The 3,935-nt window shown below is 56.2% G+C and carries 4 protein-coding genes; 3 read left to right on the top strand and 1 reads right to left on the bottom strand.

Annotated features, from left to right (window positions below):
* The 3 genes from BRA62_RS09055 to BRA62_RS09045 form a co-directional block, all read left to right on the top strand.
* The coding region (locus BRA62_RS09055; protein ID WP_292366244.1) for a glycosyltransferase at positions 1-970 on the top strand (970 nt) is incomplete at its 5' end.
* An 18-nt stretch (positions 971-988) separates the two neighbouring features.
* Entirely contained in the window at positions 989-2,164 is a 1,176-nt protein-coding gene (locus tag BRA62_RS09050; protein WP_292366243.1) for a glycosyltransferase family 4 protein, read from the top strand.
* 27 nt (positions 2,165-2,191) lie between these two features.
* Positions 2,192-3,439 (top strand): glycosyltransferase family 4 protein, encoded by a 1,248-nt coding sequence (locus BRA62_RS09045; protein WP_292366242.1) that lies wholly within the window; start codon positions 2,192-2,194, stop codon positions 3,437-3,439.
* A gap of 82 nt (positions 3,440-3,521) precedes the next feature.
* Here the strand turns inward: BRA62_RS09045 and BRA62_RS09040 are convergent.
* A partial coding sequence (locus tag BRA62_RS09040) for a GNAT family N-acetyltransferase (RefSeq protein WP_292366241.1) occupies positions 3,522-3,935 on the bottom strand: 414 nt, incomplete at its 5' end.

Genomic DNA, 3,935 nt, shown 5'->3' with positions numbered 1-3,935 from the left:
GAGGGTTTCAACAGAGCCGAAATTCGACATCATTCATCTCCATAACGTCTACAGCTTTACCGCCCTCTCCTTTCCCGTATTAAAAAGATTCTGCAGGATCCCTCTTGTTCTCACGCATCACGGCCAGCTGATGTTCGGAGAGCCCATGAAGGACATATGCGTGAAGATCTATGAGAAGAGTGCAAAGCAATTTATTTTAAACTCCGTTGATAAAACCGTGGCGCTATCGGAGTTCGACGCCCGACACATCTTGCCGCACAATAATGTGTCGGCGCACCACCACGCATCCACCCCGCTTCGAAACGTGGTCTCGATTCCAAACGGTTACGATAACAGGAAGTTCCGCCCCATGGACACCCGGAAGTGTAGAGAGGCGTTGGGCCTGCCTCCGGACAAAAAACTGATTCTGAACGTCGGAAGGCTGTACGGCGCAGTCAAAGGGCACGAACACCTCATCGAGGCAATGGCCCGGGTCGTAAAAAAACGCAAAGACGTCCTATGCGTGATCGTCGGCCCGGGAAGGCTTTATGACACCCTGGAACACCAGATTCGCTCGCTCGGCCTCGAGGATTACGTCGTGCTCGCCGGTGGGAAGCCGCACGATGAGATTCCCGTCTGGCTGAACGCCTGCGACCTTTTTGTCCTTCCAAGCCTCAGCGAGGGTAATCCGACGGTCATGTTCGAAGCCTTCGGGTGCGGAAAGCCCTTCGTGGGGACGAGGGTCGGCGGGGTGCCGGAGGTCATCACCTCTGATGAATACGGCCTGCTGGTCGATCCCGCCGAACCCGGGGATCTGGCCGAGAAGATTCTTCTGGCGCTGGACAGAGAGTGGGATCGGGAGGCAATTCTCGCGTGTTCTGAGCGATATACGTGGGAGAATATCACGGAAGAGATTCTGCGGGTATACGCCCAGATCCTTGGGCGAGGGGCGGATGAAGAGGCGGCAACCTCTCCACGGGAACAATTTTGAGGGGAGGGGAATACTCGCATGAAACTGCTGGTCTGCACAACAGAATATTTTCCCCACGGCGCCGGCATCGCCAACGTCGTCTACAACATCGTGGAGCAGCTCACAGGGAGGGGTTTTGAGTGCACGGTATGTTCGCCGACCGGCCCGGATATCAGGCTCGGCAGCTGGCCTCTGATAGAGAAGGCAGGCGTTATCGGGCTGCTCAATTACTGGTACCAGGTATCACGGCACTTCAAAGACAACGATTACGATGCCGTCTGGCTTCAAAACCCCTTCATTGTTACCAAAAACCCGTTTGCACGCTGCCTGGTGACAATGCACTCAACGTATTACGGGTCGAGCGCTCAGGGAGTCGGAGATCTCCACATTCATATTTATGAGTCGGTGGTTGCCCGCATCGAGCGCTCCTGCCTGACCCGCATGCCTCCCAACACCCTCTTCACTGGTGTCGGGCAACCGGTTCGCGAGGAGCTGGAAAGGATCGGAGTCGCAGGAGATCGGATAACCTATATTCCAAACGGGGTCGACGTCCGGCACTTTCGCCCGTCGCCCGACAAAAAGGTGCTCCGAAAGAGGTTCGGTATCCCGGCGGACGGCACCGTTCTCCTGAGTGTCGGGCGGCTGACTCCCGCAAAACGACCTTTCACCATGCTCGAGGCCTTCTCGCAGATCGGGAAGAAACGCCGGGACGTGACCCTCTGCATCGCCGGTGGAGGCGAACTCCTGGAGGCGACGCGGGATCTGGCGCAGAGGATGGGGTTGAAGAACGTCCTTTTTCTCGGACATGTCGACCACGACCGGGATCTCCCCGATCTCTATGCCTGCGCCGATTATTACATCATGACCTCGCAGTACGAGGGAGGGATGCCCCCTCTCACGCTTGCCGAGGCGATGGCCTCGGGGGTGCCGTGCATCGTCTCCGATATTCCCAACCTCGGGGTAGTGAATGAAGCGGGTTGCGGGAGAACAATCTCTTTTGACGATGCTGCAAGAGCCGGGGACGAGATTCTTCGATACCTCGACGAGGAACATCCGGATCATGGCGCAAATGCGAGGAGATATGCTGAAGAGGTACTGAACTGGGATGCCCTTTCAGCGAGATACGCTCGCATCTTTGAGTGCCTGGCTCATGAGATCCCCGATCCCGGCGGCGGACGCACCGGCACGGGCATCGTTAGTTATAATGCGGATTGAAGTGCCAGTGCTGGCGGGAGTTCCTGTATGGACGTTATTATTCTTGATGCACATCCAGTGGAGGACGCACGGATTGAGAGGCATATCACCTACCTTGCGGAACAGGGGGTGGGCGTCTGCAGGATACACTACAACTACACGGACGAATCTGCAAAACCAGGCAAATTCTCCCAGTACGGGGTGAACGGGTTCAGGGTAAACCAGCTCATCTTCCAGGGAAAAGTCAGGACCCTTTACTTCATGAGTTACTGTTTGCGGCGAAAGATCCTGGACGAGTGCCGTAAAGCGCTTGAGGCGCTCGATATCGATCCTGCACGGCCATCCGTCCTTCACGTTCATGACCCCCTGCTGCTCCCGCTGGCCGCGATGCTCGTACAAAAGAGCCTGCCGAATTCCAGGGTCGTCTATGACAGGCATGAGGTGTACGAGGAATGGCTTCACCTGGGGATCTCCATACCGATCTTCTACGAAGGCCTTGCAAAGAAGTGGATATCCGGAACAGTCGTCGTCTCGGAGCACCATCTCGATGCGGTCCGGAGACTGTTTCCCGAATCCTGCACCATAGCGGTCCCGAACTATGCGGCATCCGCAGTTTATGATGCCGATACTATAACCGCAAAGATTCACCCGGATGGCCAGGGGGAGCACATACACGCCGTGTACGTAGGGAGCCTCAATAATCAGGTCGACAGGGACGTCGACCTCCTTCTCGAGATTGCAGATGCGGTCATTCGGACGTACGACAACGTGACCTTTTCTGTCGGCGGAACTTCCCTGGACGAGGCTTCGAGAGTGAAGATCAACGATCTCGCGAGAAAGCACGGCGGCAGGTTCCGGTTCCTCGGCTATGTTCCGCGGGAGAAGACCATCGAACTTACCGAGAAGGCCCATATCGGCTTCCTTCTCATAAGACCGGACGCGAGATACTGGGTGAAAACCTCGCCCAATAAGATTTACGAGTACCTGGTGTGCGGTACGGTTCCCATCGTCAGGGCCGATATCGATCATGCCGACCGGCTGAGGGCGTGTTCGCTGATCTTCGACCGGACGGATGAGAACGAAGTTATCGTGCAGGCAGTCCTGGATCTGCTCGGCAGCCCTGAAAAACTGAAGCAATACATGGGTAATGCCAGGGAGTCAAGTCTCGATTACACCTGGGAGTCTGTAGCGTGCCGGTACATCGAACTTTATACCGCGCTGCTGTACCCCGGGGCTGCCTCCAGCCATCTCACCTGGGGGATGTCCCTTAACGCCGACGGGTGCGAGGTCCGGTAGGCCGAAATGAAGCGGGGGTACGGTGGCTGCTCCCCCGGCTTTAGCCCGGATCATCCGATCCTGCAGAAGCAAATATCTGCTGTCAGGCGTCCCGGCTCCTCATGAGCATCTCCCTTACCCTGTAGGATAACAGCATCGGCTTTGAGAGCATAACCAGGTTTGACCGGATCGGCAGGTGTTCAGCCCCGAATTTTGCTTTGTTCTGGAAACGGGGATTATCCGGATCCAGCCTCTGCCGGCCGGAATATAATTTCTCGTACCCGTTCGCCCATGCCCAGTTGAGACTCTCCCACATGATGTAGTAGGCGGGAGTATACCGGTTCGGGAGGTCCCGGTTGATTGCCAGATAGTTGCCATAAAAGATCTTTCTTGCCGGGTCCAGGAGCGCCAGAGAACCGCCGGCAAAGAGATCGTCCCGGGTTATGACCGTAATTCTCATCTCGTCCGGAAACAGTTCCAGAAGCTTCTCAAAGAAGGAGGTGATCCTAAAATTATA

Origin of the sequence: Methanoculleus sp. UBA208 (genome assembly GCF_002498065.1) — an archaeon.
GTDB lineage: Archaea > Halobacteriota > Methanomicrobia > Methanomicrobiales > Methanoculleaceae > Methanoculleus.
The sequence above is the reverse complement of the archived record's forward strand: the minus strand, read 5'-3'. Positions and strand labels throughout refer to the sequence as shown.

Bases quoted from the DNA above. Each gene is read 5' to 3' on its own strand.
- BRA62_RS09045 (WP_292366242.1), top strand. From the start codon at position 2,192: ATGGACGTTATTATTCTTGATGCACATCCAGTGGAGGACGCACGGATT.
- BRA62_RS09050 (WP_292366243.1), top strand. From the start codon at position 989: ATGAAACTGCTGGTCTGCACAACAGAATATTTTCCCCACGGCGCCGGC.